Source organism: Isoptericola sp. NPDC056605, assembly GCF_042792795.1.
In the GTDB taxonomy this organism is placed as follows: domain Bacteria; phylum Actinomycetota; class Actinomycetes; order Actinomycetales; family Cellulomonadaceae; genus Isoptericola.
In genome coordinates this window covers 14,868-34,924 of the sequence record NZ_JBHTVT010000018.1, presented here as the reverse complement: position 1 = coordinate 34,924, position 20,057 = coordinate 14,868, and the positions used below count along the sequence as shown (strand labels likewise).

Annotated in this window: 19 protein-coding genes; 9 read left to right on the top strand and 10 right to left on the bottom strand. The window is 74.1% G+C overall.

Annotated elements, in window-relative coordinates:
- The first annotated feature begins 53 nt into the window (after window positions 1-53).
- Genes ACFQ8Y_RS16895 through ACFQ8Y_RS16885 form a run of 3 tightly spaced genes read left to right on the top strand, consistent with a single transcriptional unit; the run spans window position 54 to window position 3,183 of the window.
- The gene (locus tag ACFQ8Y_RS16895) at window positions 54-1,118 is read left to right on the top strand and encodes a proline racemase family protein (protein WP_430586213.1); all 1,065 of its coding nucleotides are present in this window, start codon (window positions 54-56) and stop codon (window positions 1,116-1,118) included.
- A gap of 53 nt (window positions 1,119-1,171) precedes the next feature.
- Entirely contained in the window at window positions 1,172-2,188 is a 1,017-nt protein-coding gene (locus ACFQ8Y_RS16890; RefSeq protein WP_430586212.1) for an Ldh family oxidoreductase, read from the top strand.
- On the top strand, window positions 2,185-3,183 hold the full coding sequence (locus ACFQ8Y_RS16885) for a proline racemase family protein (protein ID WP_430551737.1): 999 nt from the start codon (window positions 2,185-2,187) through the stop codon (window positions 3,181-3,183). The genes ACFQ8Y_RS16890 and ACFQ8Y_RS16885 overlap by 4 nt, the downstream gene beginning before the upstream one ends.
- Before the next feature lie 129 nt (window positions 3,184-3,312).
- Here the strand turns inward: ACFQ8Y_RS16885 and ACFQ8Y_RS16880 are convergent, their stop codons facing one another.
- From ACFQ8Y_RS16880 to ACFQ8Y_RS16840, 9 genes are all read right to left on the bottom strand, one after another.
- The gene (locus ACFQ8Y_RS16880; RefSeq protein WP_430551736.1) at window positions 3,313-3,684 is read right to left on the bottom strand and encodes a metal-sulfur cluster assembly factor; all 372 of its coding nucleotides are present in this window, start codon (window positions 3,682-3,684) and stop codon (window positions 3,313-3,315) included.
- Window positions 3,685-3,710: 26 nt separating this feature from the next.
- Window positions 3,711-4,175 carry a Fe-S cluster assembly sulfur transfer protein SufU gene (gene sufU / locus ACFQ8Y_RS16875; RefSeq protein WP_430551735.1) on the bottom strand — a complete coding sequence of 155 codons (465 nt, stop codon included), beginning with the start codon at window positions 4,173-4,175 and terminating at the stop codon, window positions 3,711-3,713.
- 20 nt (window positions 4,176-4,195) lie between these two features.
- Complete coding sequence (locus tag ACFQ8Y_RS16870) at window positions 4,196-5,494, bottom strand: cysteine desulfurase (protein ID WP_430562989.1); 1,299 nt, start codon at window positions 5,492-5,494, stop codon at window positions 4,196-4,198.
- A 48-nt stretch (window positions 5,495-5,542) separates the two neighbouring features.
- Window positions 5,543-6,310: a Fe-S cluster assembly ATPase SufC gene (gene sufC, locus ACFQ8Y_RS16865; protein ID WP_429767169.1), complete on the bottom strand. Its 768-nt coding sequence runs from the start codon at window positions 6,308-6,310 to the stop codon at window positions 5,543-5,545.
- Between the two features lie 42 nt (window positions 6,311-6,352).
- Window positions 6,353-6,700: a non-heme iron oxygenase ferredoxin subunit gene (locus ACFQ8Y_RS16860; RefSeq protein ID WP_430551733.1), complete on the bottom strand. Its 348-nt coding sequence runs from the start codon at window positions 6,698-6,700 to the stop codon at window positions 6,353-6,355.
- Between the two features lie 7 nt (window positions 6,701-6,707).
- Window positions 6,708-7,922, bottom strand: coding sequence for a Fe-S cluster assembly protein SufD (gene sufD, locus ACFQ8Y_RS16855; RefSeq protein WP_430586211.1), 1,215 nt, complete (start codon window positions 7,920-7,922; stop codon window positions 6,708-6,710).
- On the bottom strand, window positions 7,922-9,385 hold the full coding sequence (gene sufB / locus ACFQ8Y_RS16850; RefSeq protein ID WP_416343677.1) for a Fe-S cluster assembly protein SufB: 1,464 nt from the start codon (window positions 9,383-9,385) through the stop codon (window positions 7,922-7,924). Before sufB ends, sufD begins: the two co-directional genes overlap by 1 nt.
- Entirely contained in the window at window positions 9,382-10,164 is a 783-nt protein-coding gene (locus ACFQ8Y_RS16845) for a helix-turn-helix transcriptional regulator (RefSeq protein ID WP_430551731.1), read from the bottom strand. Before ACFQ8Y_RS16845 ends, sufB begins: the two co-directional genes overlap by 4 nt.
- A 168-nt stretch (window positions 10,165-10,332) precedes the next feature.
- Window positions 10,333-10,971 carry an HdeD family acid-resistance protein gene (locus tag ACFQ8Y_RS16840; RefSeq protein ID WP_430562987.1) on the bottom strand — a complete coding sequence of 213 codons (639 nt, stop codon included), beginning with the start codon at window positions 10,969-10,971 and terminating at the stop codon, window positions 10,333-10,335.
- A 134-nt stretch (window positions 10,972-11,105) separates the two neighbouring features.
- Between ACFQ8Y_RS16840 and ACFQ8Y_RS16835 the strand changes: the two genes are divergently transcribed.
- The 6 genes from ACFQ8Y_RS16835 (at window position 11,106) to ACFQ8Y_RS16810 (ending at window position 16,647) form a co-directional block, all read left to right on the top strand.
- Window positions 11,106-12,119 (top strand): ABC transporter ATP-binding protein, encoded by a 1,014-nt coding sequence (locus tag ACFQ8Y_RS16835; protein WP_430586247.1) that lies wholly within the window; start codon window positions 11,106-11,108, stop codon window positions 12,117-12,119.
- Window positions 12,116-12,889: an ABC transporter permease gene (locus ACFQ8Y_RS16830; protein WP_430562986.1), complete on the top strand. Its 774-nt coding sequence runs from the start codon at window positions 12,116-12,118 to the stop codon at window positions 12,887-12,889. The genes ACFQ8Y_RS16835 and ACFQ8Y_RS16830 overlap by 4 nt, the downstream gene beginning before the upstream one ends.
- 87 nt (window positions 12,890-12,976) lie before the next feature.
- The gene (locus ACFQ8Y_RS16825; RefSeq protein ID WP_430586210.1) at window positions 12,977-13,948 is read left to right on the top strand and encodes a heme A synthase; all 972 of its coding nucleotides are present in this window, start codon (window positions 12,977-12,979) and stop codon (window positions 13,946-13,948) included.
- A 38-nt stretch (window positions 13,949-13,986) separates the two neighbouring features.
- The gene (locus ACFQ8Y_RS16820) at window positions 13,987-14,715 is read left to right on the top strand and encodes an aminotransferase class IV (protein WP_430586209.1); all 729 of its coding nucleotides are present in this window, start codon (window positions 13,987-13,989) and stop codon (window positions 14,713-14,715) included.
- A gap of 79 nt (window positions 14,716-14,794) precedes the next feature.
- Complete coding sequence (locus ACFQ8Y_RS16815; protein WP_430586208.1) at window positions 14,795-15,805, top strand: ATP-binding cassette domain-containing protein; 1,011 nt, start codon at window positions 14,795-14,797, stop codon at window positions 15,803-15,805.
- On the top strand, window positions 15,802-16,647 hold the full coding sequence (locus ACFQ8Y_RS16810; protein ID WP_430551725.1) for an ABC transporter permease: 846 nt from the start codon (window positions 15,802-15,804) through the stop codon (window positions 16,645-16,647). Before ACFQ8Y_RS16815 ends, ACFQ8Y_RS16810 begins: the two co-directional genes overlap by 4 nt.
- Here ACFQ8Y_RS16810 and ACFQ8Y_RS16805 read toward each other — a convergent pair.
- Entirely contained in the window at window positions 16,629-20,042 is a 3,414-nt protein-coding gene (locus ACFQ8Y_RS16805; protein ID WP_430586207.1) for a BTAD domain-containing putative transcriptional regulator, read from the bottom strand. The genes ACFQ8Y_RS16810 and ACFQ8Y_RS16805 overlap by 19 nt on opposite strands.
- Window positions 20,043-20,057 lie beyond the last annotated feature (15 nt).

Sequence of the window (20,057 nt, the reverse complement as noted above, 5' to 3'; positions counted from 1 at the left end):
GCACGGTCTCGACGGGGAGCCCCGCGTCGTCGGGTTGCCGTAGGGTCGCGCGCATGACCGACCAGAGCGGTGCCGCCGCCACCGACGGACGGCCTCGGATCTTGGGGCCGGTGCGGACGATCGACTACCACACGGCGGGCGAGCCGTTCCGCATCGTGCCGGCGCCTCCCGTGCCGATCCCCGGCGCGACCGTCGCCGAGCGGCGTCAGCGTGCGATCGACGACCCGGACGTCGACGGGCTGCGCCGCCTGCTGTGCTTCGAGCCGCGCGGTCACGCCGACATGTACGGAGGCTTCGTCACCCCGCCGGACGACGACGGCGCGCACCTCGGCGTCCTGTTCTGGCACAAGGACGGGTTCTCCACCGCGTGCGGTCACGGCACGATCGCGCTCGGGGCATGGGCCGTGCGCTCCGGCCTGGTGCCCGCCGACCCGTCCGGGGTCACCGACGTGGTGATCGACGTGCCGTCCGGGCGGGTGACCGCCCGCGTGCGCACCGGTGACGACGGCCGGGTGCGCGAGGTCGACTTCGTGAACGTGCCGAGCGCGCTGGTCGACGCCGGGGTGCCGGTGGCGACGAGCCGCGGCGAGATCCGCGCCGATCTCGCCTGGGGCGGCGCGCTGTACGCGTGCGTCGACGCCGCGAGCGCCGGCCTCACGGTGACGCCCGAGAACCTGGGCGAGCTCATCGCCCTCGGCCGCGAGGTCAAGGCCGCCCTCGCGGGCGACGCCCGCCTCGAGCACCCGACCGACCCGCGGCTGAGCGGCCTGTACGGGACCATCGTCGTCGACGACCTCGGCACGTCGCCCGACGGGGGCCCGCACCAGCGGAACGTGACGATCTTCGCCGACGGCCAGGTCGACCGCTCCCCCTGCGGGTCCGGCACGGCGGCGCGGGTCGCCGTCCTCGCCGCCACGGGACGGCTGGGCGACGGACAGGTGCTCGTCCACGACTCGATCGTCGGCACCCGGTTCCGCGCCCGGGTCCTGGAGCGCGTGACCGACGAGGGCCGCGACGCCGTCGTCCCGGTCGTCACCGGCACCGCGCACCACGTCGCCACGTCCGTGTTCGAGGTCGACCCGGACGACACGCTGACCCCCGGGTTCGTGCTGCGCTGAAATGGCGCACCGTGGCGCAGTGAGGCCGCGGTGCCGGATACGGTGGGCCGCGTATGAATCACGACGAAATCCCTGTCGCGGCATCCGCGACGGCCGCCGCAGCTGACCGGAGCATCGAGCGGGACGCGCTCGTCGACCTGTGCGAGAGGGCCGTCCGCGGGGCGGGTGGTTCGTCCGACACGGCGCGTGCGCTCGCCGAGGCGGTCGTCGCCGCCGAGTTCCGCGGCAGGCCGGCCGTCGGCGTCGCGCACCTGTTGGACTTCCTCCGCGCGATCTCGGACGGCCGCCTCCACGGCGATCCGAGCCCCGTGGTCGAGCGGCGGCGTACGTCGATCGTCGTGGCCGACGCCGATCGCGGCGCGGCCCAGGTCGCGTTCGCCCGCGCGCTCCCCACGGTGCTCGACGGGGCACGCGAGGCCGGTGTCGCCGCCCTGAGCATCCGGAACTGCTTCCCGGCGGGCGAGCTCGCCCACTACGCGTTGGCGGCGGCGCGAGCGGGATTCGTCGCCCTCGCCGCCACGAACTCGCCGGCGCTGCTGGCGGCCTACGGCTCCCACGTGCCGATCACGGGCACCAACCCGCTGGCGTTCGCGCTGCCGCACCCCGACGGGCCTCGGGCGTTCGACCAGGCGGCGAGCGAGACCGCCTGGGTCTCGGTGCGACAGGCCGCCGAGCGCGGCGACCCGATCCCCGCCGGGTGGGCCCTCGGGCCGGACGGCGCGCCGACCGACGACGCCTCCGCCGCGCTGGCCGGCGCACTCCTGCCGTTCGGCGGGGTCAAGGGCGCGAACGTCGCCGTCATGGTCGAGATGCTCGCGACGCTCTCGGGTGGCGCGTTCTCCGTCGATGCGGCGCCGTTCGACCGCGGCAGCGTCTCGCCGGCGGTCGGGCTCTTCCTCCTGCTGCTCGACCCGTCCGCCTTCGATCCTGGTTTCGTGGAGCGCGCCGAGGCGCACCACCGCCGGCTCGCGGCGGAGCACGGCGCCGACTTCGGTCGACGCAAGCCCGAGCCCGCCACCGTGCGGCTGCCCGCGGCGGTACGTGACGAGCTCGAGGAGTGGGCACGATGAGGACCGACCGGACGATCGAGACCGTCGAGGCGCACACCGAGGGTCTCCCGGTGCGCGTGGTCACCGGCGGGGTCGAGGCGTTCCCGGGCGCCGACATGGCCGAGCGGCGTCGGTGGTTCATCGAGAACTCGGACGAGCTGCGCACCTACCTGATGTGCGAACCACGCGGCCACGGCTGGATGTCCGGGGCGGTCCTGCAGCCGCCCACCCGCCCCGACGCGGACTGGGGCGTGCTGTTCATCGAGGTCACGGGAGTGCTGCCGATGTGCGGGGCGGGAACGATCGCCGTGGCGACCGTGCTCGTCGAGACCGGGATGGTGCCCGTCGTCGAACCTGTCACGACGATCCGGCTGGACGCCCCCATCGGTCTGATCACCGCCGAGGTGCGGGTGCGCGACGGACGTGCCGAGGACGTCACGATCGTCAACGTGCCGTCGTACGCCCACGAGCTCGACCGGCGTCTCGACGTCCCGGGGTACGGCGAGGTCCTGTGCGACATCGCGTTCGGAGGCAACTACTACGCCTTCGTCGACGCCGAGTCGCTCGGCATCCCGTTCGCGCGGGACCGCGTCGACGAGCTGATCGTCGCCGGTCGCGCCGTCATGGCTGCCGTGAACGACCAGGCCCGACCCGTGCACCCGGAGACGGGCTACTCCGGCTGCGAGCACACCGTGTTCCTGGCTCCGGGATCCGACGCGGCGCGCGCCCGCCACGCGCTGATCAACCACCCAGGCTGGCTCGACCGGTCCCCCGGCGGCACCGGGACGAGCGCCCTGATGGCCGTGCACCACGCCCGCGGGCGGCTCCAGCGCGGCCAGGCCTTCGTCAACGAGTCGTTCATCGGCACCGAGTTCACCGGCCGCGTCGTCGAGGAGACGACCGTCGCCGGCTACCCGGCGATCGTGCCGGCCATCACCGGCCGGGCCTGGGTGACCGGCTCGGCGCGGTTCGTGCTCGATCCGACGGACCCCTTCCCCGCCGGCTTCACCGTCTGACCCCGGGCGAGCCCGGCCCGCGGTGCCGCCCGTCACGACCGGTCGAGCCGATGTCGCGACCCCGGGAGGACGACGAAGGCCTCGCCCCGACAGGGACGAGACCTTCGATCCGACGTCGCCGACTCTCTCTCAGACGTTGAAGCCCAGCATCCGCAGCTGCTCGCGGCCCTCGTCGGTGATCTTCTCCGGTCCCCACGGCGGCATCCAGACCCAGTTGATCCGGAAGCCGTCGACCAGCCCCTCGAGCGCGGTGCCGGCCTGGTCCTCGATGACGTCCGTGAGCGGGCAGGCCGCCGACGTGAGCGTCATGTCGATCGTGGACATGTTGTTCTGGTCCACCTGGATGCCGTAGACGAGCCCCAGGTCGACGACGTTGATGCCCAGCTCGGGGTCGATGACGTCGCGCAGGGCCTCCTCGACGTCCGCCGCCGTGGTGGGCGTGGGGGCCGCGGCCGGCTCGGCGACGGGCGGGGCGGCCGCGTCGGTCGTGTTCTCGGTCATCGTGTCCTCTCAGGTTCAGGTCGGCTTCAGCCCAGCGCGCCGCTGCGCGCCAGCGAATCCTTGAGCGCTGCCCAGCCGAGCAGCGCGCACTTGATGCGGGCGGGGTACTGCGAGACGCCGGTGAACGCGCTCGCGTCGCCGAGGGCGTCCAGGGCGTCCTCGTCGTCCAGGCCCTTGCCCCGCGAGGCCATGAGGTCGTGGAAGACGGCGTCCAGGCGCGCGACGTCGGCCAGGTCGTGCCCGGTGACGAGCTCGGTCATCACGGAGGCGGACGCCTGCGAGATGGAGCAGCCCTGTCCCTCCCAGGACACGCCCGACACGGTGGAGCCGTCGACGTCCACGCGCAGCGTGATCTCGTCGCCGCAGGTCGGGTTCACCTGGTGCGACTGCCCCGACCGGTGGTCGGCGGGCGCGTCCACGAGACCCCGCCCGTGCGGGCGCTTCGCGTGGTCCAGGATCACCTGCTGGTACATCTGCTCGAGCGAGCTCACTGCTGTCCTCTCCGCCTACGTCAGTCCACACCGAAGAACGCGCGCACGCCCGCCAATGCTTCCCGGAACGCGGCGATCTCCTCGGCCGTGGTGTACACGGAGGCCGACGCGCGCGCCGTCGCGGCCACACCGAACCGGCGGTGCAGCGGCTGCGCGCAGTGGTGCCCGACGCGGACGGCGATGCCCTTGTCGTCGAGCACCTGCCCGACGTCGTGCGCGTGCACGCCGTCGACGACGAACGACACGACGGCGAGACGGTCGCGCGCGTCGGCCGGCCCGACGATCCGCACGCCCGGGATCTCGCCGATGCGCACCAGCTCGGCCGCGAGCTCGCGCTCGTGCTCGGCGACACGGTCCATGCCGAGCTCGTCCAGCCACTGCGCGGCCACGCCCATGCCGACGGCCTGGGCGACCATCTGCGTGCCCGCCTCGAACCGCTGCGGCGGCGGGGCGTAGGTGGTCTCGGCCATGGTGACGACCTCGACCATCGACCCGCCGGTGGTCACCGGGGGCATGGCCTCGAGCAGCTCCCGGCGCCCGTACAGCGCACCGACGCCGGTGGGGCCGAGCATCTTGTGCGCGCTGAACGCCGCGAGGTCGACGTCCAGGGCGTGCAGGTCCACGGGCAGGTGCGGCACGGACTGGCACGCGTCGAGCACCGTGAGCGCCCCGACCTTCTTGGCGGCGGCGACCAGCTCGGCCACGGGGGCGATCGCGCCGGTCACGTTCGACACGTGGCCGAACGCCACCACACGGGTGCGCCCGGTGATCACGCTCGCGACGTCGGACAGGTCGATCCGCCCGTCGTCGTCGACCCCGAACCAGCGCAGGACGGCGCCCGTGCGGGCGCACAGCTCCTGCCACGGCACGAGGTTGGCGTGGTGCTCCGCCTCGGTGACGACGATCTCGTCGCCCGGGGCGAGCCGGAACCGCTCGGCGGCGGCGCCCCCGCGCCCGGCCGTCGCGTTCGAGAACGCGTAGGCGACGAGGTTGAGCGCCGCCGTCGCGCCGGACGCCCAGACGATCTCGTCGGTGTCCGCACCGACGAAGGCGGCGACGGCCGACCGGGCGTCCTCGAACGCCTCGGTCGCCTCCTCCGCGAGCTGGTGCGCGCCCCGGTGCACGGCCGCGTTGCGCTGCTCGTAGAAGTCGACCTCGGCCTCGAGCACGACGTTCGGCTTCTGCGACGTCGCGGCGGAGTCCAGGTAGACGAGCGGCCGGCCACCCCGCACCGTGCGCCCGAGCAGCGGGAAGTCCGCGCGCACGGCGGCGAGCTCCGCCGCGGTGAGCGACGGGCGCACGGTGTCGGTGGTGGTCATGCTGTCCTCCTGGTGACGGCTCCTGGTCGAATCCTCTCGACGAGGAGGTCAGGCCATCGTCGCGCCGGTGCCGACGTACTTGTCGTAGCCGTTCTCCTCGAGCTGCTCCGCGAGCTCGGGGCCGCCCTCCTCGGCGATCTTGCCGTCGACGAAGACGTGCACGAAGTCCGGCTTGATGTAGCGCAGGATGCGCGTGTAGTGCGTGATGAGCAGGACGCCGACGTCGGTGTTCGACTTGGCGCGGTTCACGCCCTCCGACACGACGCGCAGCGCGTCGACGTCGAGGCCGGAGTCGGTCTCGTCGAGGATCGCGAAGTGCGGCTTGAAGAGCTCCATCTGCAGGATCTCGTGGCGCTTCTTCTCACCGCCGGAGAAGCCCTCGTTGACGGAGCGCTCGGCGAAGGTCGAGTCGATGCGGAGGTTCTCCATCGCACCCTTGACCTCCTTGCCCCACGTGCGCAGGGCGGGCGCCTCGCCGTCGATGGCGGTCTTGGCGGTGCGCAGGAAGTTCGCCACCGACACGCCCGGCACCTCGACCGGGTACTGCATGGCGAGGAACAGGCCGGCGCGGGCGCGCTCGTCGACGGTCATCGCGAGGAGGTCCTCGCCGTCGAGCGTGACCGTGCCCGAGGTCACCGTGTACTTCGGGTGGCCGGCGAGGGCGGAGGCGAGGGTCGACTTGCCGGAGCCGTTCGGCCCCATGATGGCGTGCGTCTCGCCCGAGTTGATGGTGAGGTCGACGCCGCGCAGGATCGGCTTGGCGCCTTCCTTGGTCTCGACGCTGACGTGCAGGTCGCGGATCTCCAGGGTGGGCATGCTTCGTGTCTCCAGGTCTGTGTTGCGAAAGTCTGAGGCAGGTCAGGACGCGACGGCGAGCCGCTCGTCGACGTCCACGAGGATGCGGTCGCCGTCCACGGTCACCGGATACACCGGCACGGGCTGCGTCGCGGGGAGCTGGACCGGCTTGCCGGTGCGCAGGTCGAACTGCGAGCCGTGCAGCCAGCACTCGACCAGGCAGCCCTCGACCTCCCCGTCGGACAGGGAGACCTGTCCGTGCGAGCAGATGTCGGAGAGAGCGTGCCAGTCGCCGTCGGCGTCGCGGACGACGGCGACCGGGACCGGGGCCCCGTCCGCGCCGTCGAGCTCCACGAGCATGGCCTCCTCGGGGGCGAGGTCGTCGGCCATGCAGGCCAGCTGGGAGGTCATCGGGACGTCACTCGCCCGTCGCCGGCGTCGCCGCGACGCCGGTGATGGCGCTCATCGACTTCTCCAGCTCGGCCTCGATCGACGCGAGCAGGCGCTCCTCGACCGACGGGACGCCGATCTGGTCGATCAGCTCCGCGAAGAAGCCGCGCACCACGAGGCGACGGGCGTCGACCTCGGGGATGCCACGGGCCATGAGGTAGAAGAGCTGCTCGTCGTCGAACCGGCCGGTCGCCGACGCGTGCCCCGCGCCCTCGATCTCGCCGGTCTCGATCTCCAGGTTGGGCACCGAGTCGGCGCGGGCGCCGTCGGTGAGGACCAGGTTGCGGTTGAGCTCGTACGTGTCGGTGCCCTCGGCCTCGGCCTGGATCAGCACGTCCCCGACCCACACCACGTGGGCGCCGGCGCCCTGGAGGGCGCCCTTGTAGGTGACGCGCGACTTGCAGCGCGGCACGGCGTGGTCCACGAAGAGGCGGTGCTCCTGGTGCTGCTCGGCGTCGGCGAAGTACAGGCCGACCATCTCGACCTCGCCGCCCTCGCCGGTGAACGTTGCGTCGGGCGTGATGCGCACGACGTCGCCGCCGAACGTGACGACGACGTGCTTGAGCTTCGCGTCGCGGCCGATGCGGGCACGGTGGCTCGAGGCGTGCACGGCGCCGTCGGCCCAGTCCTGCACGCTGACGACGGTGAGGTGAGCGCCCTCGTCCACGACGATCTCGACCGTCTGGTTGAGGACGGCCTCGCCGCGGTGGTCGATGACGACGACGCCCTCGGCGTGGTGCTCCGCGTGCACCAGCAGGTGCTGCGCGGTCGCGTCCTTGGTCGCGCCCTCGACCCGCACGGAGGTGACGTCGGTGGCGACGGCCTCCGCGGGCAGGGTGATGACGGTCGCCTCGGTCGCGGCGTTCCACGCGGTGACGGCGGTACGGTCGCCCGGCTTGCCGGCCGTGCCCAGGCGCGGGTCGTCCTTGCCGACGATCTCGACCTTGGCCTCCGGCGTCTCGACGACGCCCGTGAGGACGCCGCCGGCGCCGAGGTCGTCGTCGAACAGCGGCTGGAGCCGCGCGACCGGCGAGAACCGCCACTCCTCCTCGCGCCCGGTGGGCACGGGGATGTCGGCGAGGTCGAACGACGTCTTGCGCTCGGCGCGCGAGCCCGCTGGGACGACCCCGTGGGAGTGGGCGCCGTCGGCCACGGCGCGGGAGTGATCGGTAGTGATGGCCATCAGCCGACGGACCCTTCCATCTGCAGCTCGATGAGGCGGTTGAGCTCGAGCGCGTACTCCATGGGCAGCTCGCGCGCGATGGGCTCGACGAACCCGCGCACGATCATGGCCATCGCCTCGGTCTCCTCCATGCCTCGGGACATGAGGTAGAACAGCTGGTCCTCGCTCACCCGCGAGACCGTCGCCTCGTGCCCCATGGACACGTCGTCCTCGCGGACGTCGACGTACGGGTAGGTGTCGGACCGGGAGATCTGGTCGACGAGCAGCGCGTCGCACAGCACGGTCGACGCGGAGTGCTTGGCACCCTCGAGCACCTGCACCAGGCCGCGGTACGACGTGCGGCCGCCGCCACGGGCGACGGACTTCGACACGATCGACGACGACGTGCGGGGCGCCGCGTGCACCATCTTGCAGCCGGCGTCCTGGTGCTGGCCCTCGCCCGCGAAGGCGATCGACAGGGTCTCGCCGCGGGCGTGCTCGCCCAGCAGGTAGATCGCCGGGTACTTCATGGTCACCTTGGAGCCGATGTTGCCGTCGACCCACTCCATGGTGGCGCCCTCGGCGGCCGTGGCGCGCTTGGTCACCAGGTTGTACACGTTGTTCGACCAGTTCTGGATGGTCGTGTACCGCACGCGGGCGTTCTTCTTCACGACGATCTCGACGACCGCGGAGTGCAGCGAGTCGCTCGAGTAGATCGGCGCGGTGCAGCCCTCGACGTAGTGCACGTAGGAGCCCTCGTCCGCGATGATCAGCGTCCGCTCGAACTGGCCCATGTTCTCCGTGTTGATGCGGAAGTAGGCCTGCAGCGGGATCTCGACGTGCACGCCCGGCGGCACGTAGACGAACGAGCCGCCCGACCACACGGCAGAGTTCAGCGCGGCGAACTTGTTGTCGCCCGCCGGGATGACGGTGCCGAAGTACTCCTGGAACAGCTCGGGGTGCTCGCGCAGCGCGGTATCGGTGTCGAGGAAGATGACACCCTGCTTCTCGAGCTCCTCGTTGATCTGGTGGTAGACGACCTCGGACTCGTACTGCGCGGCGACGCCGGCCACGAGGCGCTGCTTCTCCGCCTCGGGGATGCCGAGCTTGTCGTAGGTCTCCTTGATGTCCTCGGGCAGGTCCTCCCAGCTGGCGGCCTGCTTCTCCGTGGAGCGCACGAAGTACTTGATCCGGTCGAAGTCGATCCCCGTGAGGTCGGCGCCCCAGTTGGGCATCGGCTTCTTCCCGAACAGCCGCAGCGCCTTGAGACGGAACTTCGCCATCCACTCGGGCTCGTCCTTCAGCGCCGAGATGTTCTTGACGACGTCCTCGTTCAGACCGCGCGTGGCGGCCTCGCCGGCGGCGTCGCTGTCGCGCCAGCCGAACTGGTACGCGCCGATCGAGTCGATGATCTCGTCATCGGACCGCTTCTCGGTGCCCTGTGCCAAAGCCGCCTGGGCGGCGTCCTGGGTGGGAGCGCTCATCGTGTTCCTTCCTGCGTGCCGCGGGTGCGGTGGGCCGGGGTGGGGAGGTTCTGGGGGGACGTCGGTGTGGAGACGATCGGCACGTTCGTGACGCACGCGTGCGCGCCGCCCGCGATCGTGGCCAGTCGCTGGACGTGCGTGCCGAGCAGCTCCGAGAACGCACGGGCCTCGGCCTCGCACAGCTCACCGAACTCCTCGGCGACGTGCTGCACCGGGCAGTGGCCCTGGCACAGCTGGACGGTGGGCAGCAGCGGGCCGCTCACCGGGCGGACCGAGGCGGCGTAGCCGTCGGCCGAGAGCAGGTCGGCGAGCTGGGCCGCACGCTCCTGCGGGTCGGTGGCCGTGAGGCGGGGCGCGTACCGCGCGACGACGGCGTCGTACCGGTCGGCGGCGAACTGCGCGACCGCGTCCGTGCCCCCAATCTCGCGCAGGTAGCGCATGACCTGCGCCGCGAGCTCGGAGTACCCGCCGGCGAGGTCGGACTGGCCGCGCGCGCTGACGACGTAGCGGCGGGCGGGGCGGCCCCTGCGGCCCGACGACGGTCCGGCGTGCACCGCGATCGTGCCGTCCTCCTCGAGACAGGCCAGGTGGCGGCGGACGGCGGCCGAGGTGAGGCCGAGACGGTCGGCGAGCTCTCCCGCCGTCACGGGGCCCTCGCCGGCGACGAGCTCCAGGACGCGACGGCGGGTGGTGCCGTCGGTCTCGGGGACGCCGTCGAGGATCACCGGGGCGACGGGGGCACGGCGCGCGGGCGTGCGGGCGGTCGTGCTCGTCGGCATGCGCTCATCCCCCCATCCGGCTCGTGGACCACCCGGGGGCGGGTCTCCCACTGCAGACCTCGACCACCGGGAACGACGTCGATATAGGGAACATCCTTGTTGCGTAATCCAGGATGTCAAGCAAGGCAAGCCTCACCGGGGGCCCCAGGAGCCCCGGTGTCGCGAACGTCACTCGTCGGTGACGATGCGCCCCTCGATGACCTCGCCCGGGCGGCCGCCCGCGCCCCCGCCGGGCCCCTGCCGGCCGAGCTGGCGCAGCTTGATCCCGAGGGCGACCATCACGATCCCGATGACCACCGCGAACACACCGATCACGATCGACAGGCCCACGATCGCCTTCGGCGGGTTGGCGAAGCACACCACCGCGAGCGCCACCAGCAGCAGGCCGGCGAGCAGGTTCCACACCCACGACGCCCCGCCGCGCCGCCGCATGGCCGGCACGACGAAGAGCTGCAGGAGGCCGAAGATCAGGGCCCAGATGGCCACGAGGATCAGCACGACGCCGAGGAACACCTTGGGCAGGAGCAGCAGGAGCGCGCCGAAGACCAGCGCCACGATCCCGATGCCCGTGTTGACCGAGCCCGCGGACGTCCCGCGCCGGCGGATCCCGTCCACGATGCTCACCAGGCCGTCGACCAGCACGAACACCCCGAAGACCTGGACCAGCACCGTCGGCGTCTTGTCCGGCAGGAAGATCGCCAGCAGGCCGAACAGCAGCGCGAGCACGCCCCGCACCACCGGCCAGTACCAGAGCCGCCGCGCCAGCGCGGCGACGTCCTGGGGCGGCGTGAACGCGTAGAAGGTCATGTCCGTCCTGCTCCTCGAGTCGTACGAGCGTGCGCCACCCGGCCGGGCGACGTCCGTAGAATCTTCCGGTGCCCACCTCGATCGCGCCATCGGGCGCGGACGGCGTCACGCCGTCCGCGCACTCTGCCGAGGACCTGCGCGCCGGCTCCGTCGACCCCGTCGCCGGGGCCGCCGTCCGCGTGCGGGGCCTGGTCAAACGCTACGACGGGCGCGACGTCGTCGCAGGCCTGGACCTCGTCGCCGACGCCGGAGCGGTCACGGCCGTGCTCGGCCCGAACGGCGCGGGCAAGACCACGACCGTCGAGTGCTGCGAGGGGCTGCGCTACCCCGACGGCGGCTCCGTGCGCGTGCTCGGCCTCGACCCGGTGGCCGACGCGCGCGCGCTGCGCCCCCGCGTCGGCGTCATGCTCCAGGACGGCGGCCTGCCCACCGGCGCCCGCGCCGGCGAGGTCCTGCGCCACGTCGCCTCCATGTACGCGGCGCCGCGGGACCTCGGAGAGCTCGGCGAGCGCCTCGGCCTCGGCTCGTTCGCCCGGACCACGGTGCGTCGGCTGTCCGGCGGTCAGCGCCAGCGGCTGTCCCTCGCGGCGGCGGTCGTCGGACGGCCCGAGGTGGTCTTCCTCGACGAGCCGAGCGCGGGCATGGACCCCCAGAGCCGGCACGCCGTCTGGGACCTCGTGCGGGAGCTGCGCGACGAGGGCACCGCCGTCGTCCTCACGACGCACCTCATGGACGAGGCCGAGGACCTCGCCGACCGCGTGCACGTCGTCGACCACGGCCGCGTCATCGCGAGCGGCAGCGTGCCTGAGCTCCTCTCCCCCGACGCGCAGGACGACCGCACGCTCCGGTTCGACGCCGTCGCGGGGCTGGACCCGGCCGCCGTCGTGGGCGCCCTCGACGCCACGCTCGACCCGTCGTCCGGCTCGTCGTCCGGCTCGTCGTCCGGCTCGGTCGGCGAGCGGGGGCCCTGGGCGGTGACCGAGCCGCAGCCCGGCTCGTACGTCGTCGCCGGTCCCGTCGGGCCGCGCACCCTGGCCGCCCTCACCGCGTGGCTCGCCGACCACGACGTCCTCGCGAGCCGGCTCACCGTGGGCCGGCGCACGCTCGAGGACGTCTTCCTCGACCTGACGGGACGGCACCTGCGATGACCACCACCACCGGCCCTGCCCCCGCCGTCGCGGCTCCCGCCTGGCGGCGCGTGCTCTCGCAGGCAGGCTTCGAGACCCGGGCCGTGCTGCGCAACGGGGAGCAGCTGCTCGTCACGATCGTGCTCCCGGTCATGGTGCTCCTCGGCCTGACGCGGACCAGCGTCGTCGAGATCGACACCGGCGGCCTGGCCCGCATCGACTTCGTGACGCCGGGCGTCCTCGCGCTCGCCTGCGTCTCGACGGCGTTCACCTCGCAGGCCATCGCCACCGCGTTCGACCGTCGTAACGGCGTGCTGCGGCTGCTGGCGACGACGCCCCTCGGCCGCGGCGGGCTCCTCGCCGGCAAGCTGCTCGGCGTCCTGGCGGTCGAGGTGGTGCAGGTCGTGGTGATCGGCGCGGTCGCGCTCGCGCTGGGCTGGCAGCCCGCGGCGGGCGGGATCCTGGCGGCCGTGGGCGTCGGGCTGCTCGGCACGGCGTGCTTCACCGCGCTGGCGCTCCTGCTGGCCGGCACGCTGCGCGCGGAGGGCGTGCTGGCGCTCGCCAACCTCGTCCTCGTCCTCCTCGTCGTGGGCGGCGGGCTGCTGGTGCCGCCGGAGCAGCTCCCCGGCGCGCTCGAGCACCTCGCGACGTTCCTGCCCTCGGGGGCGCTCGGCGAGGCGATGCGCGGCGCTCTGCTCGGCACCGGCGTCCCCGCGCTCGCCCTCGTGGTGCTCGCCGCCTGGACCGCGCTGCTCGGATGGGCCGCGGCCCGCTTCTTCCGGTGGCAGTGACCGGACGCTGACCCGACCGGGCCAACGTCACATCGCGGGGCGGCCGTCGCCGCCCGAGGGGCCCGGACCGAGGGATAGCGTGGACCCGTGACCTCGCCGAGCCCCGCCGCGCCCGCCCCCGAGGCGGGCGCGGGCGCCACGCCCGACCAGACCGACCGCCCCGACCGCCTCGCCCGGTTCCGCCCCTGGACCCGCGGCGTGCTGCTGGCGAACGTCATCGGGCAGATCCTCGTCATCGGCACGGGCGGCGCGGTGCGGCTCACCGACTCCGGGCTCGGCTGCTCCACCTGGCCCATGTGCGAGCCGGGGCACTTCACCCCCGTGTTCCACGAGGCGTCCTCGATCCACTCGTTCGTCGAGTTCGGCAACCGGACCATGACCGGCGTGCTGAGCGTCATCGGCGTCATGGTGCTGCTCCTGGTCTGGACGGACCGCCGCCGGTCGGAGTCCTACCGTGCCCTCGGCATCGTGCCCCTGGCGGGCGTGCTCACCCAGGCGGTCATCGGGGGCATCGTGGTGCTGCTGCACCTGCACCCGGGCTGGGTCTCCCTGCACTTCGGCGTCTCCGTGGCGCTCGTGTGGTTCAGCGCGTACCTGCTGCACCGGCACGGCGAGGGCGACGGCCCCCCGCAGCGCGTCGCGGGCCGCGGCGTCGCGACGGTCGGCGCCCTGCTCGGCCTGCTGCTCATCCCGGTCGTCACGCTGGGCGTGCTCGTCACGGGCTCCGGCCCGCACTCGGGCGACGACACGGTCGGGTACCGGCTGGCGCTCGACCCGCTGACCATGACCCGGGCGCACTCCGAGTCCGTGTGGCTGTTCCTCGTCACGCTCGTCGTGCTGCTGGTGCTGCTGCACCGCGCGGCCGCCGGCCCGCGCGTCGCCGCGGCCCGCAAGGGCGCGTGGCTGCTCCTCGCCGTCACCCTGGCGCAGGGTCTCATCGGCTACGTGCAGTACTTCACCGGCCTGCCCGAGCTGCTCGTCGGCTTCCACCTCGTGGGCGCCGGCTGCCTCGCCTGGGCCACCGCGAACGCCGTCCTGCAGTTGCGCACCCGGTCCTGACGCCCGGCGTCCCCGGGCCGCCGCGCTACCGTGGCGCCGTGCACATCGAGGTCGACGGCCGCCCCGCGACGGCCGAGCAGGTCGTGTCCACCGACGGCCACTTCACCGCCATGCAGGTGCGCGGCGGCGGCGTGCAGGGACTGAGCCACCACCTCGCGCGGCTCGACGCCGCGCACCGCGAGATCTTCGGGCAGGGGCTCGACGGCGACCGGGTCCGCCGCCTCGTGCGGCACGCGCTCGCGGGGCGGGCCGACGCCTCCGTGCGGGTCGTGCTGCGCGACCCGGACCACGTCGCCGTGCAGGTGGCCGACCCCCGCCGTCCGCCCGCCCTTCCCCAGCGCCTGCGCTCCGTGCCGTACCTGCGCCCGTTCGCGCACCTCAAGCACCTGGGCGGCTTCGCGCAGGCCCAGTGGGCGCGGCAGGTGGGGCGCGAGGGCTACGACGACGCGCTGCTCGTCGGCCCGGACGGCGCCGTCGCGGAGTCGACGATCGCCAACGTCGGCCTCCTCGGGCCGGCGGGCGAGGTGACCTGGCCCGACGCCCCGCACCTGCGCGGCACCGGACTCGCCCTGGTCGAGGAGACGACGCCGTCCCGGACCGCCGCCGTGCACGTCGACGACCTGGGCCGCTTCGCGGGGGCGTTCCTCGTCAACTCGATCGGCATCGTCGCCGTCGCCTCGGTCGACGGGGTGGACCTCCCGGACGCGACGAGGCCCGTGGAGGAGATCCGGCGCCGGGTGGCCGCGCTGCCCTGGCAGGTGCCGTAGGTCGCGCCGACGGCAGGCGTGCGAGCGCGTGACAGCGCCGTGACAGCACGCTGGGAGCGGCACCCCGCACGGTGGTGCCATGACCACCACCGCGATCGAGGCCGAGGGCCTCGTCAAGACCTTCGGCGACAACCGCGCCGTGGACGGGGTCGACCTCGAGGTCGCCACCGGCACGGTCTACGGGGTCCTCGGCCCGAACGGCGCCGGGAAGACCACCACGATCCGCATGCTCGCGACGCTCCTGCGGCCCGACGCCGGCCGGGCGTCCGTCTTCGGCCACGACGTGTCGCGCGAGCCGTTCGTCGTGCGACAGCTCATCGGCGTCACGGGGCAGTACGCGTCCGTCGACGAGACGCTCAGCGCCACCGAGAACCTCCTGCTGTTCTGCCGGCTCAACGGGCTCAAGGGCTCCGCCGCGACGCGACGCACCCGCGACCTGCTCGAGGAGTTCAGCCTCACCGACGCCGCCGCGCGCCCGCTGAAGAACTTCTCCGGCGGCATGCGGCGCCGCCTCGACCTGGCCGCGAGCCTCATCGCGCAGCCCCCGCTGCTCTTCCTGGACGAGCCCACCACGGGCCTCGACCCGCGCACCCGCGCCCAGATGTGGGACACCATCCGCCGCCTCGTCGCGACGGGCTCGACCGTGCTGCTCACCACGCAGTACCTCGACGAGGCGGACCAGCTCGCCGACCGCATCGCCGTGATCGACCGCGGCCGCGTGGTCGCCGAGGGCACCGCCGACGAGCTCAAGTCGTCGGTCGGGCAGCAGTCCCTGCAGCTCGCCCTCGTGCGCCCCGACGACGCCCCCGCCGCCCAGGTGGCGGTGCAGGAGGTGCTCGGCGTCGCGGCGACGGTCTCCCCCGAGGCCCGACGCCTCACCGTGCCCGTCGCCGACCCTGCCCGCGTGACCGACCTGCTGGTCCGCCTGCGCGGCGCCGGCATCGACCTCGACGGCCTGTCGATGGACAAGCCGACCCTCGACGAGGTGTTCCTGACCCTGACCGGCCACGACGCCACCGACCAGTCCGCGACGAACCGGTCCGCGAGCGCCGCCGCCGGCTCCCCCGAGCTCGAGGAGATCTCCGCATGACCACCCTCACCACCGCGCCGGCGCAGGTCCGCGGCGGACGCATCGTCCCCGGCGCCGACCGCACCCTGCGCAACCGCGTCACCGTCGGACAGGCCGTGTCCGACTCCCTCGCCATGGCGCGCCGCGGCCTCATCAAGATCCGCCGCACGCCCGAGCAGCTCATCGACGTCACGGTGCAGCCGATCATCTTCACCCTGATGTTCACGTACATCTTCGGCGGGGCGATCTCCGGCAGCATCGCGGCCTACCTGCCGGTCATCATCCCCGGCATCCTCGTGCAGACCGTCATCACGGCCTCCGCCGTCACCGGCACCCAGCTGCGCGAGGACATGGACAAGGGCGTGTTCGACCGGTTCAAGTCCTTGCCCATCGCCCGCATCGCCCCGCTCGCCGGTGCCCTGGTCGCGGACCTCGTCCGCTACCTCATCGCCACGACGCTGACCATCGTCATGGGCCTCGTGATGGGCTGGCGACCGGGCGGTGGCGTCGGCGGCGTGCTGCTCGCCGGCCTGCTGGTCATCGTCTGCGCGTGGTCCCTGAGCTGGATCTTCGCCTTCTTCGGCGTCATCGGCCGCTCCGCGTCGTCCGTCCAGGGCATCTCGTTCCTGGTGCTCTTCCCGCTGACGTTCCTGTCCAACGCGTTCGTCCCGGTGGACACGATGCCCGGCTGGCTGCAGGGCTTCGTCAACGTCAACCCCGTGTCGCACCTGGTGACGGCGGTGCGCGACCTCGCCAGCACCGGCAGCGTGACCGGCCAGGTCGGCATCGCGCTGCTGAGCTGCGCGGTCGTCGTGGCGGTGTTCGCCCCGCTCGCCGTGCGGAGCTACATGAAGAAGGCCTGATCCGGCCCGTGGTGCCCCTGCTCCTGGTCCACCTCCCCCACGAGGCGGACCAGGAGCTCGTCCGCGCGCGCCACCAGGTCGCCGCGGTCGAGGGCCTCGGCCCGCCGCTCCCCCGCGCGCACGACGTCCGCGCCGTGCGCGGCGAGGGCGTCGACCACCTCCGCGCGCAGCGCGTCGAGCCGCAGGGCGGGCAGGTCCTGACGCGCCCCCAGCAGGCCGGCGATCGTCAGCAGCTCGACGCCCTCCGTCACCCGCCCGGGGTCCAGGTCGCCCGACCCCGCGGGGACGAGGCAGGCCCAGTACGCGACGCCGACCGACGACGTCGCCAGCACGGGCCGGTCGACGAAGCCGCGCCCGCCGCCGCGCACCTTCCGACCCACGTCGACGATCCGGCGCGCGAGGCCGGCCTCGTCGGCCCCTGCCTGCACCTGCCGGACCAGAGTGGCCGACGCCAGCAGGAGGAACCACGGCGCGGCGTCCCCCTCCGGCTGTCCCGCGCCGAACGTCTCCAGCGACCGCGCGAGGTGCGCGAGCGCCGCCGTGCGGTCGCCGCGTGCCCACGCCAGCTCGCCGCGACCGAGCTCGACGACGCCGCGGGCCTGGGCCTCCCGCCCGCCGTGCGCGCCCTCGACGGTGGGGACCATCGACGCGACGACGGCCTCGGCCGAGCCGAGATCACCGAGGGTGAGCGCGGCGCCGAGCTCGATCCAGCGGACCTGCCACTGCATCTCCTCCGCCCCGATCGCGATCACGCCCTGCTTCGCGGCGGCGACCCAGCGGACCGCCTCGGCCGACTCGCCCCGTTCCGCGAGGAACGACGCGAGGACCATCGCCGTCATGGCCGACGCCGCGGCGTCGTCGATCCCGCGCGCGACGTCGTGCGCCGCCCGCGCGAGCTCGACGGCCCGCGCGATCTCGCCGTCGTTCTCCCGCTGCTGCGCCTCGAACATGTGCCCCAGCAGGGCGGTGTACCCGTCGTCCGACCCCTGGAGCCGGGTGAGCACGACCTGCACGTCCTCGGGGGTCCTGGCCAGGACGAGGTCCGCGAGCTCTCGCGTGCGCGACCCCACCGACCCGCTCGTACGCAGCAACCGCCGCAGGCGCGCCAGCGGGCGCGCCGCCTCGCCGGGGACGCCGAAGACCGACGCCGCCGCGATCGCCTCGAGCGCGATCGCCGTGGCGTCCGCATGCTCCTCGGGCACCGCCCACCCCTCGAGGGAGTGCAGCACCCCGGGCACCAGACCGATGACGCGCTCCTCCGCGCCGCGCACGGCCCAGGTGCCGAGCAGGCCGACGAAGCCGTGCACCACGGCGTCGGGCCGGCCCAGCTCCATCGCGCGCCGCACCGCGAACAGCAGGTTCTCCTGCTCCCGGCCGAGCTCCGCGACGGCGTCGCGCTGGCGCGGGCTCAGCATCCGGGAGGCGCACCGCCGGGACACCGTCAGCGACCACGCGAGCACGGCCGCGTCGGCGGCCGCCTCCTCCCCCGCCGCGGCGAGCCGCAGCAGCCCGAACTCCCGCACGGTCTCGACCATCCGGTACCGGGTGGCGCCGTCGGCCTCCTCGACGCGCACCAGCGACTGCAGCTCCAGCGCCGTGACGTCGTCGTCCACCTGCCACCCGGGCACGCCGGGCAGCAGGGCGCGCGCCGCCTCCGCGGAGAAGCCGTCGGGGAGCGTCGCGGCACGCCGCCACAGCGCCTGCTGCCCGGCCGTGAGCAGGTTCCAGCTCCAGTCGAGCACGGCTTCGAGCGTGCGGTGCCGGTCGGGCACCGAGCGGTCGCGCACCCGGAGCAGGGCGAACCGCTCGTCGAGCCGCGCCTCGACCTCGGCGACGCTGAGGGTCCGCACGCGCGCGGCCGCCAGCTCGATGGCCAGCGGAAGGCCGTCCAGGCGGTCGCACAGGCGCGCGACGGCCGCGCGGTCCAGCAGGGCGTCAGGGCGCACCGCGCGGGCCCGCTCGACGAACAGCCGCACCGCGGGGCCGCCGTCCTCGCCGTCCGGGTCGGCACCGAGCGGCGCGGGCGCGTACGTCGACTCCTCCTCCAGCAGCAACGGCGTCCGGCTGGTGGCCAGCACCCGCAGCCGCGGCGAGACGTCCAGCAGCGTGCCGGCCCACCGGGCGGCCCCCTCCACGACGTGCTCGCAGTTGTCCAGGACGACGAGCGCGTCGGCGTCGCGCAGCCGCGCGGCGACCTGGCTCGCCAGGTCGCCGGCCTGGAGCCGGTCGGCCAGGCGCAGGGTGCTCGAGCCGGGCGCCACGCCCAGCGCGTCGGCGAGCGCCAGGACGACGTCGTCGTCGGAGCGCACGCCGACCAGCTCGACGACGACCACGAGGCCCGTGTCGTCGACCGCGCGGCGCGCCACCTCCTGCGCGAGCCGCGTCTTGCCCAGCCCGCCCGGCCCCAGGACCGTGACGAGCCGCGCCGTCCCGAGGGCGTCGCGGACGGCGGCGACGTCGGCCTCGCGTCCCAGCAGGGGCGTCGGGTAGCGCCGGAGGCCGCGGGCCGTCCCGGCGGGCGCCCGGGCGGGCGCCGCGGCCGCTCCCCCCGCGCCGGTCGGCACGGCCGAGGGCGGGGCCGGGGACGGCACCGCCGGCGTGCCGTCCCCGGCGACGTCGGCGGCGAGGCGTTCGTAGAGCGCGACGGTGGCGGGGCCGGGCTCGCTGCCCAGCTCGCGCACCAGGACCGACCGCAGGCGGGTGAAGACGCGCAGCGCCTCCGCCGGCCGGCCGAGCCCGCCCAGGGCCCCCATGAGCGCGCGGGCGGCGTCCTCGTCCGTGGGGTCCGCGGCGACGTCCGCCCCGGCGGCCTCGGCGACGACGGCGTGCTGGCCCGCGGCCTCGGCCGCGTCACGACGCACCAGACGGAGCTCGTCGCGCCAGCGCTGCGCGACGGTCGCCAGCTCGCGCGCGACGTCGGCGAACTCGCCGCCCTCGAGGTCGCCGCCGGGCGTGCCGGCCCACAGGCGCAGGGCGTCCTCCGCGGTCGCCTGGGCGACCGCCGGGTCCCCCGAGACGACCTCGCGGCGCGCCCGGGTCAGCCCGTCGCGCACCCGGTCCAGGTCGGAGGTGACGCCCAGGGCGTAGCCGGTCTCGGTCGCGCGCACGACACCGCGGCCGGCGACCGCACGCAGCCGCGAGACGAGGTTCTGGAGCGCGGCCCGCGGGTCGCCGGGAAGCGACTCCTGCCACAGCCGGTCGACGAGGGCGCCGGAGGAGACGCCCCGGTGCCCGGCGAGGGCCAGGAGCGCGACCAGCGCCGCGGCACGGGCCCCGCGGGGAGCGCGCTCGGCTCCGTCCGGACCCGCGACCCGGACCGGGCCGAGGACCCGCACCCCGGGCGCGCCCGCCGGCGCGTCGTCGGGAGCGGCAGCGGGGTCGAGGGCGTCACGCACGCCTGTGGAGCCTAC